14 protein-coding genes, 7 tRNA genes and 1 pseudogene are annotated in these 13220 nt (G+C 40.7%); 15 read left to right on the top strand and 7 right to left on the bottom strand.

Annotated elements, in window-relative coordinates; translation table 11 throughout:
* Positions 1–46 precede the first annotated feature (46 nt).
* Both FTV29_RS11715 and rpsU read right to left on the bottom strand, forming a co-directional pair.
* Positions 47–493, bottom strand: coding sequence for a GatB/YqeY domain-containing protein (locus FTV29_RS11715; protein ID WP_004729943.1), 447 nt, complete (start codon positions 491–493; stop codon positions 47–49).
* Between the two features lie 33 nt (positions 494–526).
* Positions 527–742, bottom strand: a complete 216-nt coding sequence (gene rpsU / locus FTV29_RS11710; RefSeq protein ID WP_001136722.1) for a 30S ribosomal protein S21 — start codon at positions 740–742, stop codon at positions 527–529.
* A 146-nt stretch (positions 743–888) separates the two neighbouring features.
* Between rpsU and tsaD the strand changes: the two genes are divergently transcribed.
* Both tsaD and FTV29_RS11700 read left to right on the top strand, forming a co-directional pair.
* The gene (gene tsaD, locus FTV29_RS11705) at positions 889–1905 is read left to right on the top strand and encodes a tRNA (adenosine(37)-N6)-threonylcarbamoyltransferase complex transferase subunit TsaD (RefSeq protein WP_180075532.1); all 1017 of its coding nucleotides are present in this window, start codon (positions 889–891) and stop codon (positions 1903–1905) included.
* A gap of 336 nt (positions 1906–2241) precedes the next feature.
* Entirely contained in the window at positions 2242–2556 is a 315-nt protein-coding gene (locus tag FTV29_RS11700; protein ID WP_141667071.1) for a hypothetical protein, read from the top strand.
* Positions 2557–2595: 39 nt separating this feature from the next.
* On the opposite strand, the gene FTV29_RS11695 is transcribed toward FTV29_RS11700, so the two are convergent.
* Positions 2596–3135, bottom strand: coding sequence for a hypothetical protein (locus FTV29_RS11695; protein ID WP_074382963.1), 540 nt, complete (start codon positions 3133–3135; stop codon positions 2596–2598).
* Between the two features lie 199 nt (positions 3136–3334).
* Between FTV29_RS11695 and FTV29_RS11690 the strand changes: the two genes are divergently transcribed.
* Both FTV29_RS11690 and FTV29_RS11685 read left to right on the top strand, forming a co-directional pair.
* Positions 3335–3970, top strand: coding sequence for a hypothetical protein (locus tag FTV29_RS11690; RefSeq protein ID WP_074382962.1), 636 nt, complete (start codon positions 3335–3337; stop codon positions 3968–3970).
* Between the two features lie 166 nt (positions 3971–4136).
* The gene (locus FTV29_RS11685) at positions 4137–4274 is read left to right on the top strand and encodes a hypothetical protein (RefSeq protein WP_157797501.1); all 138 of its coding nucleotides are present in this window, start codon (positions 4137–4139) and stop codon (positions 4272–4274) included.
* A 530-nt stretch (positions 4275–4804) separates the two neighbouring features.
* On the opposite strand, the gene FTV29_RS11680 is transcribed toward FTV29_RS11685, so the two are convergent.
* Positions 4805–5683 (bottom strand): ATP-binding protein, encoded by an 879-nt coding sequence (locus tag FTV29_RS11680; protein WP_100329777.1) that lies wholly within the window; start codon positions 5681–5683, stop codon positions 4805–4807.
* A gap of 188 nt (positions 5684–5871) precedes the next feature.
* Between FTV29_RS11680 and FTV29_RS11675 the strand changes: the two genes are divergently transcribed.
* The 9 genes from FTV29_RS11675 (at position 5872) to FTV29_RS11635 (ending at position 9822) form a co-directional block, all read left to right on the top strand.
* Positions 5872–7383, top strand: coding sequence for a DUF3336 domain-containing protein (locus FTV29_RS11675; RefSeq protein WP_005171529.1), 1512 nt, complete (start codon positions 5872–5874; stop codon positions 7381–7383).
* Complete coding sequence (locus FTV29_RS11670) at positions 7370–8194, top strand: protein kinase (RefSeq protein ID WP_005171527.1); 825 nt, start codon at positions 7370–7372, stop codon at positions 8192–8194. Before FTV29_RS11675 ends, FTV29_RS11670 begins: the two co-directional genes overlap by 14 nt.
* 107 nt (positions 8195–8301) lie before the next feature.
* Positions 8302–8386 (top strand) — tRNA-Leu (locus tag FTV29_RS11665).
* Positions 8387–8419: 33 nt separating this feature from the next.
* Positions 8420–8493, top strand: a tRNA-Trp gene (locus FTV29_RS11660).
* Between the two features lie 37 nt (positions 8494–8530).
* Positions 8531–8615, top strand: a tRNA-Leu gene (locus FTV29_RS11655).
* A gap of 402 nt (positions 8616–9017) precedes the next feature.
* Positions 9018–9103 (top strand) — tRNA-Leu (locus FTV29_RS11650).
* Between the two features lie 405 nt (positions 9104–9508).
* Positions 9509–9593: transfer RNA gene (locus FTV29_RS11645), tRNA-Leu, on the top strand.
* A 33-nt stretch (positions 9594–9626) separates the two neighbouring features.
* Positions 9627–9700 (top strand) — tRNA-Trp (locus tag FTV29_RS11640).
* A 37-nt stretch (positions 9701–9737) separates the two neighbouring features.
* Positions 9738–9822 (top strand) — tRNA-Leu (locus tag FTV29_RS11635).
* 159 nt (positions 9823–9981) lie between these two features.
* Here the strand turns inward: FTV29_RS11635 and FTV29_RS11630 are convergent.
* Positions 9982–10185: a hypothetical protein gene (locus FTV29_RS11630; protein ID WP_005096596.1), complete on the bottom strand. Its 204-nt coding sequence runs from the start codon at positions 10183–10185 to the stop codon at positions 9982–9984.
* A 437-nt stretch (positions 10186–10622) separates the two neighbouring features.
* Between FTV29_RS11630 and FTV29_RS11625 the strand changes: the two genes are divergently transcribed.
* Positions 10623–10895 carry a hypothetical protein gene (locus FTV29_RS11625; protein WP_074383176.1) on the top strand — a complete coding sequence of 91 codons (273 nt, stop codon included), beginning with the start codon at positions 10623–10625 and terminating at the stop codon, positions 10893–10895.
* A gap of 15 nt (positions 10896–10910) precedes the next feature.
* Here the strand turns inward: FTV29_RS11625 and gloB are convergent, their stop codons facing one another.
* Complete coding sequence (gene gloB, locus FTV29_RS11620; protein ID WP_005096598.1) at positions 10911–11645, bottom strand: hydroxyacylglutathione hydrolase; 735 nt, start codon at positions 11643–11645, stop codon at positions 10911–10913.
* A 115-nt stretch (positions 11646–11760) separates the two neighbouring features.
* A pseudogene (locus FTV29_RS15170) lies at positions 11761–12104 on the bottom strand (flavin reductase); the annotation flags it as partial.
* Between the two features lie 153 nt (positions 12105–12257).
* On the opposite strand from FTV29_RS15170, the gene FTV29_RS11615 reads away from it, so the two are divergent.
* Positions 12258–13079: a PhzF family phenazine biosynthesis protein gene (locus tag FTV29_RS11615; protein ID WP_005096600.1), complete on the top strand. Its 822-nt coding sequence runs from the start codon at positions 12258–12260 to the stop codon at positions 13077–13079.
* The last annotated feature ends 141 nt before the right edge of the window (positions 13080–13220 follow it).

The following is a 13220-nucleotide window of genomic DNA, read 5'->3' as shown; positions in this document are numbered from 1 at the left end:
TAAAAAGTCAGTTCAACGTTAAAGATCGAATATTAGAGAAGTGGGATTAAGCAAGTTTCGCTTTAATTTTAGCTGAAACTTGTGCAGGATCGGCGCGCCCGGCTATGAGCGGACGCAGAGAATTCATCACCTTACCCATATCTTTCATGCTAGTAGCTTCTTGCGCTGCAATCGTTTGCGCAATGATGGAATCAAGTTCTTCCTCAGTCATAGCTTCTGGTAGAAATTGAGATAACACCTCAACCTCGGCTTGTTCCTTACTAGCTAAATCTTCTCGACCAGCACCATCAAAGGCCTTGATCGATTCTTTACGTTGTTTAATTTGTTTTTCAATGACCGCAAGAACTTGAGCGTCGTCAAGTTCTTTGCGCTCATCGACTTCGATTTGCTTAATTGCCGCCTGTAGACCACGTATGACCGTCAGCTTGGACATTTCTTTGGCACGCATTGTTGCTTTCAAAACATCCGTGATTTGGTCTTTTAAAGTCGTCATTATTTAATCCAGGCAGTCAATCACAAATTAATCTTAGTAAAGGCGAGTCGTACGTACTGATTCACGCGCCAATTTCTTTTGGTAGCGTTTAACAGCAGCAGCTTTTTTGCGCTTACGTTCTTGAGTTGGTTTCTCGTAGAATTCACGCTTACGTACGTCAGCTAGAACACCCGCTTTTTCGCATGAACGTTTGAAACGACGGATAGCTACGTCTACTGGTTCGCCTTCTTTCAATTTAACTTGTGGCATGAAGAATCCTCATAAAGTTATGGATAAGATCGCAGGCCGAATGCCTGTGATCACAAGTGAAGGTCAGTATTTTACTCATTTACATCTCATACCACAAGCATATAATAGTGACTGCAATAGAATTGATACAGGTTATAGGCAGTTTAATGATCGTTTTAGGCTTGGAAACGTCGTGTGATGAAACAGGACTTGCGCTGTATGACAGCGAGTTGGGTTTACGCGGACAGGTGCTTTATAGCCAGATTAAACTGCATGCAGAATATGGCGGTGTGGTTCCAGAGCTGGCGTCACGTGATCATGTGCGTAAACTGATTCCATTAATGAATGAATTATTGGAGCAAACTGACGTCAAAAAATCAGAAATTGATGCAGTGGCATATACCCGTGGCCCAGGTCTGATGGGCGCATTAATGACAGGTGCGTTGTTTGGTCGAACTTTGGCCTTTGCATTGAACAAACCGGCAATTGGTGTTCATCATATGGAGGGGCATATGCTCGCACCATTGTTGTCTGAAACAGCGCCAGAATTTCCATTTGTGGCGCTGTTGGTCTCTGGTGGGCATTCACAGCTGATGGCAGCCTATGGCATTGGCCAGTATGAATTGCTGGGTGAATCGATTGATGATGCAGCCGGAGAAGCATTCGATAAAGTGGCGAAAATGATGGGTCTGCCCTATCCAGGTGGGCCAAACATTTCCAAACTGGCTGAACAAGGCAATCCTGCTGCTTTTGCTTTCCCACGTCCAATGCTCCATCAAGGGCTGGAATTCTCATTTAGCGGTTTAAAAACTGCTGTATCTGTACAAATGAAAAAACTGGGTGATGAAAACCGTGATGCAGATATTGCAGCAAGTTTTCAGGAAGCCATTGTCGATACCTTGGTTAAAAAGTCAGTCAAAGCATTGAAACAGACGGGCTTGAAGCGCTTAGTGATTGCCGGTGGTGTCAGTGCCAACAAGCGCTTACGTGAGCGTTTAGAAGCAGATTTAGCCAAAATTAAAGCGACTGTTTATTATGCAGAACCGGCACTTTGTACTGATAATGGCGCGATGATTGCCTTTGCCGGTTATCAGCGTTTGAAAGCAGGGCAGCAGGATGGCTTGGCGGTAACCACAACGCCACGTTGGCCGATGACGGAGTTAAAAAATCCTGAAGCGGTTTAAAGATAGATAGGAAAGGGGCGGAAAGCCTCTTTTTTATTGTCTTGGTTTTATTGAGTAGAAATTTTCAACAAATAATAAATTATTTTGACTCTGCCATAGTAAGTGTTTTCTTACAGATACCGTAAAATGGTTTAATCATATAGGAATCCCGCTCTATGATAGGCGGAATTAAGAATAAATTTAATTTTTTATAAAAGTGTACAAATAAAAAATATTTTTTATTTGTCTTATTTTTGATCATTTATGGTTTTAAATAAATAGAATAAAATTAAAATAGGGAGAGTGAGTGTTTTTATTGGTTATCTTCGCTTTTAAGCAAAGATTAGAGTAGTTTAAATGAATATATCTAAATATTTTTTTATTTTAGGTCTTGGTTTGTCTGCTATTGTTAGCTTTGAAACCCAAGCATACAATTATACATCAAAAGGGGTGGGTGCAGACAGAAGTAAAGCATGTAATCAAGCTGATGAGAAAATTCAACGTGGTTCGACTACTTCAGGTTGTATATGTTCAAATATTCAACAAACCTATTGGGTTTGTAAAATAAACTATGATAAGCCTAAGCCAGTTGTATATACTGCACCTCCGATTTATCAAGCACCTGCTCCTACACGACGCTCATATAATTTCAGTGCACCAGGTGTGTTATAAGTAAAAAAGGCACTATGTTTAACATAGTGCCTTTTAAACTTAAAAACCTGTTCCATTCGCTGGATCACATTTTTGCTTAAGAAATGTCATGGCATAGTTTACACGTGTCGCTATATCTTCACTTCCTAATGAAAAAATAGTGTATGGTTCATTATTTTTTAAGCGTATAGAAACAAGTTCTTTAGATTGTTTAACTTCTAAAACCTTTCCCCAATCAATTCCATTTTCGGTACTCCCTAGTCGTAAGTCAGGTCTTAGGGATACTACCGGTTCAACCATTGAACCACCATGATAAACTCTCAAAGATAAGCTATTATTATCATAATTTATTTTGCTAATACAACGATCAATAGTAGTTACGTTGGTAATTTTACTATAGCCTTCGAGTCGTGCTGATCCATCATGCTCATCAGCCATATCTGAAAAATATTTTTTTAAATCTCCAGATTGGATACCTTTGTCTGGTAATATAATCGTTAAAAATTTTTGTGCATTTGCTACAGTTTGCTCTGCTGCTATAAGTGGTGTTGTAAATAAAAAACAGCTGGACATAATAGTCAGAGACTTTAGGTAATTCATGTATAAAAAGCCAAATAAATAAATCGTTTTATTTTAAAATAAAACTCCTCTACTTTAAAGATTAGTATTTTTCTTTTTTTAGCAGTATTAGGTAATATATAAATACAACTTAAAAGCTTGATTTTTTGATTTTCAAATGAAGAAATATTTAATTTATATATCGTTCTTTACCACCACAGGTCTTTCTGCAGAATATGTAATGATTGGACCTCCTTCTGGAGAGTGGGGGCGAACCTATGGTGAAACTTATCAAAACTCGGTAAAACAAAAAGAAATTCAAAAACAGGTCGATTTGTTGGGTAAACACCGGACAGCAGAAGCTCAAAAAATGGTGGATCTTGCAGACGCAGCGCGTAAGGCAAGAGGTGAGAATACTGATTCAGTAATTAAAAATAATGATCAAAAAAAATCAGAAATTAAAAAAGAACAGTTAAGTTTAAGTGAAAAAGAAAAGGAGCTTAAACGTAAACTGGCTCAAGTCGAGAAAGAAGAGCAAGAAGCAAGAAAGAAAATTGAGTTATTACAATATCGTAATGCAGTACGTAATGGAACCAGTGTAGGTGCACTTCGTTGTGGGAGTTCAGGGCGTCCACGTGTGCATTTGGTGGGTGTAGTTGGACGTGCAACACGACCAGATCACGTGTATTCGGATTGCCGTTTGAAGCAGGTACAGTATCGTTGTCGTGGTGAAGGAAATTGGCAATTTTATACAAATAATTTATGGGTCTTAAGTAATGCATGTATTGGTATTGGTGATGACGTAATAGTAAATGTTCACTGTGATGCTGAACAAGTTGAAGTGCGACCAACACAATTTAGCTGTGATATTCACTAAGTTATATCCAGTAGCACAATATTCAGCTTTTATCTGTCAACTCATTTTATGAGGAATGGCAAATCTATGTATCATGTTTAGTTTCAAGGTTTTGATTAATAAGATAGTGTTTTTCAAAGAAGTATTGGAGAATTTAAAAATAAAATGAATGATAAAGGGATCAAGAATGATTCGTCCTGCGACAATTGAAGATGTGGCAGTTATTGCACAAGCGCATGTGCAGAGCGGGCAAGAAACCTGTCAGCAGATGCTCTATCTACCTATTTTGGCGGAATATAAGCTAGATACACGGCTTGCTTTATGATTGCAGGTGCTCAAGCTCAATAACCATATTCTATTGGTTACAGAAGGAGCAGGGCATATTCAGGGCTTTATTGATGTTTCGCTAAGTGAAGCAAAAGGCATTGCCAAAATTATAGCGTTATATGTATTGAAAGCTGCATAAAAGCGTAGGATTGGTCGAGTCTTGTTTAAAGAGGCATTAAAAGATATTCACCCAATGCAATATCCATAGATTTTACTCAATGTTTATGATCAGAACCCAGTCTGTCAGTTTGATGAACATATGAGAGCAAAATGCATTACTGCTGAAGATGTTAGCAATGAAGGTAAAAATCTCAAGGTTCTACATATCTATGGGACCGCGATGCATTTGCTGATTTAGATGGTTTGATTTAGTAGATTCAGAGTAAAAATTGCATGATACACAAGATAAAAGACTCGGCTTTAAAAGTCCGAGTCAGGTATTATGGCAACAACATGGTGTTGCACTTCAAATGCGAATCTAAGAAGGCCCAAAGCGATATTTACGTTGAGCCTGATCTTTTGAATTTTCTATTGTTCCAGATTATTCAACTGAGTTGCCCCAATCCAGTGCTTGGAAAACTGATACGCGGCACGTCCCGAACGTTGACCGCGTGCCTGACACCAGCGCAAGGCTTCGGCTCGGGTTTCCGGGGTCAATTCCATCTCAGCCTTTTTAAGATAATGCTCTACAATTTCCAGATATAAATTCTGATCCATTGGATAAAAAGACAGCCATAAGCCGAAACGGTCAGATAGCGAAATCTTCTCTTCAATTGCTTCCTGAGGATGTAGCTCAGTATATTGCGGAACATCGACCCGGGTGACAGGCGTATTTTCATGCATAAATTCTGGCAGTAAATGGCGGCGGTTACTGGTTGCATAAATCACAAAATTACTCGAACCCGATTGCAATGAACCATCTAATACACTTTTTAAACTGCGATAATTTTCATCTTCTGCGTTAAAGGCCAGATCATCGCAATAGACAATAAACTTTTCAGGACGGTCTGCAATCAGTTTTTGAATTTCCGGAAGTTCTGACAAGTCATCGCGTTCAATCTCAATCAGGCGTAAACCTTGCGCTGCGTATTCGGTCAGCAGGGCACGAACGATAGAGGATTTACCGGTGCCACGCGAACCAGTCAGCAAGACATCATTGGCAGGCAAGCCATTTAAGAACTGTAAAGTATTCTGGATGACTTTTTCTTTTTGTCGCTCAATCCCTTTTAAATCGGCCAGTTCCATCTGTCTAAGCTGATGAATGGGCTTGAGTTCACCCTGTTGCCATTTATAGGCATGTGCAGAAAAATCAGGAGCATGTTTCAGCTCGGGTAGGCTTTGCTGAAGTTGCAGCAGAACAGTCGAAAGGGTATTCAAGATATTGTCAGGTAACTCAATTTTCGCCATGATCTCAGCATTACAGATTTAAAATTATGTCTAGGATACTATCACCCTAAAATTCACAGTCAAAGCCTGAAAAGTGTGATAATTTGCTTAAAGCAGAGAATTTTCGCTATTGTTGTTATGAACAGATCGGTGCATATTTTCTACGCAGTGCAAGATGAATGAAAAATACAATATAGGGAAGAAGGCAGATGCTGTTTAAAGATTTTACTCAGGACATTAATCCACATCAGGCCTATCGTATTAAAAAACTCAAGCAGCAGCTGCAACAAGCTGAGTCCTATGAGGAATGGAAATATATTGCGCTAAAAATAGATGAAGAATCCGGGGCGCAAGAATGGAAATTCGACAATAGTTCTCCCTATTTTGATGCAGAAGTTATTGCGCATCGTTTGGGTAAATTAAGACGCTATAGACAACAGAAACGTACCCACGACCTGATGTATATTCTGCGCGAAGGTCTAAGCTACGATATCGCCAATATTGCCCATCCTTTATTGTTCACCGAAGCCTATGTCGGCACCAAAAGAATTATTGAAGATTATGTGGAGCAGGTTAGTCAGGGGCTGGCACATATCGCTTCAACAGACTGTAGCTGTTTAAATATGGAAGAAAAAATTGAATTCTTCAAAGGCTGTCAGCGTGCTTATGGTCAGCCAGCCTTGATGTTTTCCGGTGGCTCGACCTTGGGTCTGTTTCATACCGGCGTTTGTAAGGCTCTGATGGAGCAGGATTTATTGCCAAAGGTCATGTCAGGTTCTAGTGCAGGTGCCATCATGACGGCAATGTTGGGTGTATCCAAACCCTCGCAGTATGTCGATCTTTTGAAGGGGCATAATTTTTTTCATGAGGCTTTTCATTTCCGAACCATGAGTGAATTGCTGAAAGGCAATGGAGGTCTGGCAGATGTCAAATACCTGAAAAAATTTCTGGTCGAAAATTTAGGCGATCTGACCTTTGAAGAAGCACTCAAAACCTCAGGTCTGCATATCAATATTGCTGTTGCCCCTTATGATTCAGCACAGGATGCCCGTATTTTAAATGCCTATACTTCTCCGGATGTGCTGGTCTGGAGTGCGGTATTGGCCTCTTGTGCAGTCCCTATTCTGTTTCCGCCAGTACGTTTGACCAGTAAGCGTTATGATGGTGAATATACCCCTTATATGGGAGCAACACGTTGGGTCGATGGCAGTGTACGCAGTGATTTTCCACAGGAAAAAATGGCCCGGCTGTACAATATCAATTACACCATCGCCAGCCAGGTCAATCCGCATATCGTGCCATTTATGCAAGATGATGTCGCACGTTTCCGCAAAGGTACCTTAAGCTGGCCACAACGGATTGTACGCCGTCAGGGTGCGGTGATTACCAAAGGAATGATGGATTTTGCCCGGGAACATGCCGGAAGCTTGCCACCTGTACGCCGCATACTCGATCACGGCTATGGGGTGGTCGATCAGCGTTATTATGGCGATGTGAATATTGTCGGTAAATATAGCCTGCGCCACTATAGCTATATGCTGCAAAATCCACGGCCCTATCTCTTTAAAATCTTGCAGCGCGAAGGCGAACGGGCCACTTGGCCAAAAATTTCCTTAATCGAGACTCAGGAACGGGTGGGGAAAACTATTCAGCATTGTCTGGAACTGCTAAATTATCAATATACTGCTGATCCAAAGCCTGAATATATTGCAACCACTTAATTTAGATCATCTTGATACTTTCGATTTTCAACCAAGAACGAAAACCCACAGTCTGGGTTTTGGCCGACGCCTGTATTATGCTGCGGGTCAGCCCGCATCCTGGCTAAAAACTCAAGTGTCGACTAAATCTGACAGCTCAATATCATCTCCGCATGCAGAGCTGGGCTGGCAGCAGGAGCTGAATTTTTATCAAACGCATAGCCGTTCGAGTGATCTGAACTTTTTCCTTCCGCATCAAATCATTCAACAGCCATTCACCATTCAACATGAACAATTTGAGCAGGCTTTGATTCTGGTCGATGCACCAGCACATTTTCAGATCATGCCAGATCAACTTTCTGTAACGCAGATTCGACAACATTTGCTGCAAGCGGTAGAACCTTTAATCTGCCTGCAACAGCTGGGTTATTTGCATGCGGATTTAAAGCGGGAGCATTTTGTTGATGATCAGGGTAGGGTATGTCTACTTGATTTTGAACACGTCCAGCCTCTGGATCAGCTTGAAGTTCATAAGCTTAATGCGACACCACGTTATATGGCACCGGAATTATTCCAAGGAAAAGCCAAAAGCTTGCAGAGCGAAGTTTATGCTTTGGGCGTGATTTTTTATGAATGGCTGAGTGGACAGCGCTTGCAGGCAACTGACTATCTGGATTGGGCGTTTTTACATTGTCAGCGCCTAAAAGTTGAGTTGCCTGAACAAATTCAGATTTTTGAAAAGTTGTTAGCGCTGATGCTAGGCAAGCAAAAACAGCATCGGTTGGCAGATTTTAAAGCGGTTAAACACTACTTAGTGACTGAAATCGAATGAGAAAAATACAATAAAATCGGGATTGTTTCTTATTTAATCAAACGAGTGTTTTTTTCTTATAAACGGCTTGTCAGCTGGAAATGATCTCTATAATATACACAGCCATTGGGGACGTGGCGAAATTGGTAGACGCACTGGATTTAGGTTCCAGCGCCGCGAGGTGTGAGAGTTCGAGTCTCTCCGTCCCCACCAATTTACTTGAGCAATTGAGTAAACTGGCCGAGTAGAGGATTGGTGTAATGGTAGCATGACGGTCTCCAAAACCGTTCGTCAAGGTTCGAGTCCTTGATCCTCTGCCAAAGTTTGAAAAATCCAACGCTAAGTTGGTACCCTGATGGGGACGTGGCGAAATTGGTAGACGCACTGGATTTAGGTTCCAGCGCCGTGAGGTGTGAGAGTTCGAGTCTCTCCGTCCCCACCATCATATTAAAGCAAGGCTGATGCCTTGCTTTTTTATTGCCTGAAATTTATACCAGCTTTTTTAAGCTGTAAAATTTTGCTGTCTTTTACGCATAGGTTTAGTCTGTTAAAGAACGTTAGAAAACGGGTCAATGCTCAGGAAAGGGCAGAACTTCAGGAAACTTTGTTTTATTAGATGCAATAATTGATATTATCCAAGTCAGCTAAAGTCTAAATTTGAATATGTGATTCTCCTGTGGTGCGTATTGATTTGATCTGTCTCGATGAAACTAGGCGACAACAGTGCAAATAGGTCAGTATTTACGCAATACTGAATTAATTGCTTAAATTTTGATATAAAAGTATTTTCCTGCTACAGAATTGCTTGTGAATCGGGTCTGATCGCTATAATATACACAGCCATGGGGATATGGCGGAATTGGTAGACGCACTGTGTTCAGGTCGCAGCGCCTTCTGGGCGTGAGAGTTCGAGTCTCTCTATCCCCACCATTATATTGAAGCAAGGCTGATGCCTTGCTTTTTTATTGCCTGAAATTTTATACAGCAATTTTCATTGATCTTATTCTTAAATCTTTATTTTGCTTGATAGAACGTGTGTGACGGAAGTTATATAAAAAGCATGGTTGCCTTATTTTGAATGCCGAGGCCATACAATATAAGGCTTGATCTGTAGTTTGTTTTTTATACATTTTGGTTTTTATGACACAAAATAAAGCTGAGACCTTTTAAAATACTGAATTTGTGGTTTCGTCTTCAAAGAGTCAAATTGTCTTGATAAATTTTATCAAAAGTAAAAAAATATAATTAACTGTTTAATTTCTAGCGGAATAGAATGTGATTGCTTGTAAAATCGCTTGTCAATGACGGTCTATCTCTATAATATACACAGCCATTGGGGACGTGGCGAAATTGGTAGACGCACTGGATTTAGGTTCCAGCGCCGCGAGGTGTGAGAGTTCGAGTCTCTCCGTCCCCACCAATTTACTTGAGCAATTGAGTAAACTGGCCGAGTAGAGGATTGGTGTAATGGTAGCATGACGGTCTCCAAAACCGTTCGTCAAGGTTCGAGTCCTTGATCCTCTGCCAAAGTTTGAAAAATCCAACGCTAAGTTGGTACCCTGATGGGGACGTGGCGAAATTGGTAGACGCACTGGATTTAGGTTCCAGCGCCGCGAGGTGTGAGAGTTCGAGTCTCTCCGTCCCCACCATCATATTAAAGCAAGGCTGATGCCTTGCTTTTTTATTGCCTGAAATTTATTTAATCAAGATAAAAAGAAAAGCCCATCGAAACGGGCTAAAGATTGGAGAATAGAGTTGCTGAATCAGTGGAATAATTTATTTATTTTTTTGATTGAAAATAACCTGCATCAGGCTTTTAAATGATCTTCAAATTCCTCACCCAGCTGGATCGCGAGTGCATTGCCGGCCAGATCACAGGTGACCAGACCGTATTCTTTTTTGAAACTGAAACTGAAACCACGATCATCAGCCAGGGTGCGAACGGAATATCCTAATTTTTCTAACCATAGTCGAAATGCAATCAGATTTTTAGCTTTAACCACTTTTTTCACGAGATCACTCCTTCATCATTGTTCTATCTTAAATAAGGGTGAGAAATTTTGTTTTAAAGGGCAAATTCCCATATTTAATTAATTTAATCTAATTTGAATGTTTAGTGAACATCGTATGCTCGCTAAAGAAGCAGTTTATGACTTAAGTAAATGATTTTTATCATATTGAATAGGTTGTAACTAAATATTAAGTTTTTATAGCATGTAAATAAATTTAATTATACTTTAATTTCAAAGGCTTATTTTGCTATTGATCTAAATTTGAACTTTATCAACGCCATAAAATGTAAGAATAAGGGAATGCCGAAGCATCGGCATATTAAGCTTGCATTGATTATTTAATCGGATCATTAGCAGCTGCTGGTTTTCTGAGCTATCGTTTGAGATGCATGCCCTATACTATCAAAAATGTAATTCTTGAATTAAATACGATTGCCATGACTGAGCTGACGATTGAACACAATGTGAATCAGAAAATTGAATGGATGCAGCAACAGGGCTTAGATCCGGTTGCTGTGATGCTGGGACATGAGGACTGGTTGAATTTTACAGTGCAATCGAAAGTAGCCTATACGCCGTTTGGTAGTGCACGTCGTTATCAACCGGCCTTAGCTGGTTTGCTGCTGGTACGTGTTGACGAAATGCAGGCAGTGCGTGTCGTCACTCAAGACGAACTGGATGCTTATGCGCAAAGTCACCAGATTCTTTAATATGGATCTTTAACTCTAGAACTGATCCTTCAGGGTTCTCAAGCGCTGAAACTCTTCCACACTATCCGCACGCAGGAAAGGATTGGTTTGTAATTCATCTTCAATGCTGCTTGGCAGCGTGCACTGGCCTAACATACGCAAGCGTTCGATATGCTCGAAGCGTTCCAGAATTGCCTGATTGTCCGGTTCGACATGTTTGGCAAACTGGGCATTCGAGAGGGTGTATTCATGTGTGCAATAGACCTGCGTACGCGGCGGTAAGGCTGCCAGACGTGACAGTGAATGATACATCTGTGAATAAGTACCTTCAAAAACCCGGCCACAGCCCATGGCAAATAAAGTATCGCCACAGAACAGCACATCAATCGCATCAATGAAGTAAACGATATGGCCTAATGTATGGCCTGGTACTGCGATCACTTGAACATCTGCCCCATGAAAGCTGAACTGTTCTTCATGCTCAAGTGGATGCGTGATAAACGGAATTTTACTGAGTTCTGCACGCGGGCCATAAACAGGCAGATTTTGTCCCTGAATTAAGCCGGGCACACCGCCAATATGGTCTTTATGCCAGTGCGTTAACCAGATTTGACTTAAGATTAAACCGTGTTCGGCACAATAATCTTGCACCAATCCTGCTTCGGTCGGGTCAATGACTGCGACCTGATGAGAAGCCGTATGTTCCAGCAACCAGATATAATTTTGCAGCGAGTTCTGGACATCAATACAGTGAATTTTAAAAGGCATCATAGCGCATTAGACCAAATGAAGATTGAGAATAAAGTAGCATAATTTCAGATGCTCTGGGCTTGCAGATATTATCTGCTCATCCGGGATAATTTTTGTTTATGTCCCATTTAAAAAATTATACGTCCGAATCATCAACGCTTACCGCCTTGCCAATGCTATAAAATTGTCCACCAGTCACATGATGAGTACTTTTCCATTCTTCACTCACTACATGATAATGTCAGTGACTGTCGCGGAAGATCTGATCATCGGCATAGGCAGCAATCATCTTGCCAATAAACAGATCATGCATTTGCTGGTTATGCGGCCCGGGAATCAGCTCGCAGAGTATCCATGCAGCACAGCCTTGCCCAGAGAAATATCAAAACCAGAGAATTTAAATAACCTTAGGCCAGATGGTGCCAATTTTTCAGGTACATCATGTAGGCTCAGCCTACCTAGCCGATAGGATTTTTCTAGGAGAATACTTTGAAGATGGGGATTGGTCATACCGCATCATTCACTATATTGGTGTATTTAAGTGGCTAGATTAGTTAGATTATTAGCATATTCAAGTTCACTCTTGCAAAAAAGCTTTTAAACTAGAGATTGTGATATTGAGGACTTCAGAAAATGAAAATGTACCAGGTCGATGCGTTTACCACGGAACTGTTTAAAGGAAATCCAGCTGCGGTGATTGTGCTGGAGGACTGGCTCGAAGATGAACTGATGCAAAATATCGCCTTGGAAAATAATCTGTCTGAAACAGCTTTTGTGAAAATAATTGATGCAGAAAATTATGCTATTCGCTGGTTTACCCCGACCAAGGAGGTGGATTTTTGTGGTCATGCAACCTTGGCCAGCAGCTTTGTATTATTCAATCAATTTGGTACGGCAAAAACGATCCAGTTTCATGTGAAAGATCTGGGGATCTTTGTGGTTGATCAGGATACAGATGGCAAGATCAGAATGAACTTTCCAATTCGCCGCGCAGTAGCCGTCACAGAATATCCTGAAGCCTTAAGACAGGCATTGAGCAAACCGTTTAAGCAGGTTTATCTGAATGCACAAGGTTATATTGTCGAATATGAGTCAGTACAGGATGTGCTAGATGAATCACCTGATTTTGAATTATTAAAACAATTAAATGGCAAGCGTACCGCGATTACTGCTCAGAATAGCTTTTTAGATGTCGCGATTACCTCGCAAGATACACAATATGATTGTATTTCACGTTATTTTGCACCGAGTAACGGAATCAATGAAGACCCGGTCACAGGGTCTATTCACACCGGAATTGCGCCACTTTGGGCAGACAAACTGGGTAAAAATGAACTGGTCGCTTATCAGGCATCAGCGCGCGGTGGTGTACTTTATTGTGCCTTGCAAGATCAGGAACGAATTGAAATTTCGGGTTATGGCAAATTATATATGCAGGCTGAACTTTATCTTTAATCTCTGATTACATAGATATGCATGTCGTCAGGCAAGGCGGCATGTTATTTTAATGATTCAATTTAGAAAAGACTATTCAGAATAAGAATCATTCTCTAAAATGAGCACGAATAAAAATTTACATTTAAAATCTGGATGAAT

Source organism: Acinetobacter sp. YH12254 (genome assembly GCF_013417415.1).
Taxonomy (GTDB): Bacteria; Pseudomonadota; Gammaproteobacteria; order Pseudomonadales; family Moraxellaceae; genus Acinetobacter; species Acinetobacter pseudolwoffii.
The sequence above is the reverse complement of the archived record's forward strand: the minus strand, read 5'-3'. Positions and strand labels throughout refer to the sequence as shown.

Coding starts and splice junctions, on each gene's coding strand:
- FTV29_RS11680 (WP_100329777.1), bottom strand. CDS start 5,683: ATGGCGAAAATTGAGTTACCTGACAATATCTTGAATACCCTTTCGACT.
- FTV29_RS11615 (WP_005096600.1), top strand. CDS start 12,258: ATGAAAATGTACCAGGTCGATGCGTTTACCACGGAACTGTTTAAAGGA.
- FTV29_RS11685 (WP_157797501.1), top strand. CDS start 4,137: ATGATTCGTCCTGCGACAATTGAAGATGTGGCAGTTATTGCACAAGCG.
- FTV29_RS11690 (WP_074382962.1), top strand. CDS start 3,335: ATGATTGGACCTCCTTCTGGAGAGTGGGGGCGAACCTATGGTGAAACT.
- tsaD (WP_180075532.1), top strand. CDS start 889: ATGATCGTTTTAGGCTTGGAAACGTCGTGTGATGAAACAGGACTTGCG.
- FTV29_RS11625 (WP_074383176.1), top strand. CDS start 10,623: ATGACTGAGCTGACGATTGAACACAATGTGAATCAGAAAATTGAATGG.
- FTV29_RS11695 (WP_074382963.1), bottom strand. CDS start 3,135: ATGAATTACCTAAAGTCTCTGACTATTATGTCCAGCTGTTTTTTATTT.
- FTV29_RS11675 (WP_005171529.1), top strand. CDS start 5,872: ATGCTGTTTAAAGATTTTACTCAGGACATTAATCCACATCAGGCCTAT.
- rpsU (WP_001136722.1), bottom strand. CDS start 742: ATGCCACAAGTTAAATTGAAAGAAGGCGAACCAGTAGACGTAGCTATC.
- FTV29_RS11700 (WP_141667071.1), top strand. CDS start 2,242: ATGAATATATCTAAATATTTTTTTATTTTAGGTCTTGGTTTGTCTGCT.
- gloB (WP_005096598.1), bottom strand. CDS start 11,645: ATGATGCCTTTTAAAATTCACTGTATTGATGTCCAGAACTCGCTGCAA.
- FTV29_RS11715 (WP_004729943.1), bottom strand. CDS start 493: ATGACGACTTTAAAAGACCAAATCACGGATGTTTTGAAAGCAACAATG.